General features: G+C 69.1%; 1 protein-coding gene. It reads left to right on the top strand.

Features of this window, described 5'->3' with window-relative positions:
* The coding region (locus ABFX50_RS50550) for an L-serine ammonia-lyase (protein ID WP_346158432.1) at positions 1-1,353 on the top strand (1,353 nt) is incomplete at its 5' end.
* Between the last annotated feature and the right edge of the window lie 2 nt (positions 1,354-1,355).

The raw sequence follows: 1,355 nt of genomic DNA, 5'->3' as shown, positions 1-1,355 counted from the left end.
TTCAAGATCGGTATCGGCCCGTCGAGCTCCCACACCGGCGGCCCGATGGCCGCCGCGCACAAGTTCGCCCGCGGCCTGCAGGCCGACGGGCTGCTGGAGCCGACCGCTCGCGTCGAGGCCATCCTGTACGGCTCGCTCGGCCTGACCGGCAAGGGTCACGGCAGCGACAAGGCCGTGCTGCTCGGCCTGTCGGGCGAAAAACCCGAACTCGTCGACGTCGACACCGTCGACGCCCGCCTGGCCCAGATGCGCGAGGCCGGACGCATCAAGCTGTTCGGCGAGCACGAGATCCCGTTCGTCGTCGGCGAGGACCTGATCTTCGAGCGGAAGATCTCGCTGCCCGAACACCCCAACGGCATGCGCTTCACCGCCTTCTCCGACGACGGGCACAAGCTGCGCGAGAAGGTCTACTTCTCCGTCGGCGGCGGTTTCGTCGTCGACGAGAACGCCACAGGGGCCGACCGCATCAAGCCGGACGACACCGTGCTGCCGCACCCGTTCACCAGCGCCGAGGAGCTGCTCAAGCACTGCTCCAACACCGGCCTGTCGATCTCGGGGCTGATGCTGGAGAACGAGAAGGCCTTCGGCCGCACCGAGCAGGAGATCCGCGAGCAGATCCTGACGTTGTGGCGGGTGATGTCGGAGTGCGTGCGGCGCGGCATCGGCAAGGAGGGCGTGCTGCCCGGCGGGCTGCGCGTCAAGCGCCGCGCCCACCAGCTGCACCGCAAGCTGCAGGCCGAGTCGGCCGAGCGTGACCCGCTGCACGCGATGGACTGGGTCGGCCTGTACGCCCTGGCCGTCAACGAGGAGAACGCCGCGGGCGGCCGTATCGTCACCGCGCCGACCAACGGCGCGGCCGGCATCATCCCGGCCGTCATGACCTACTGCGCCAAGTTCGTGCCCGGCTTCGACGACGACGGCGTGGTGCGGTTCCTGCTCACCGCCGCGGCGATCGGTGTGCTGTTCAAGGAGAACGCCTCCATCTCCGGCGCCGAGGTCGGCTGTCAGGGCGAGGTCGGCTCGGCCTGCTCGATGGCCGCGGCCGGGCTGACGGAGGTGCTGGGCGGCACCCCCGCGCAGGTGGAGAACGCCGCAGAGATCGGCATCGAGCACAATCTCGGCCTGACCTGCGATCCGATCGGCGGGCTGGTGCAGATCCCGTGCATCGAGCGCAACGCGGTGGCCTCGATCAAGGCGATCGCGGCGGCGCGTATCGCGATGCGCGGCGACGGCCAGCATTTCGTGTCGCTGGACAAGGCGATCAAGACGATGCGCGACACCGGGCGCGACATGCTCGACAAGTACAAGGAGACCTCACGCGGCGGCCTGGCCGTCAACGTCATCGAATGCTGACA

This window comes from Nonomuraea recticatena (assembly GCF_039533245.1).
Lineage (GTDB): Bacteria > Actinomycetota > Actinomycetes > Streptosporangiales > Streptosporangiaceae > Nonomuraea > Nonomuraea roseola.
The sequence above is the reverse complement of the archived record's forward strand: the minus strand, read 5'-3'. Positions and strand labels throughout refer to the sequence as shown.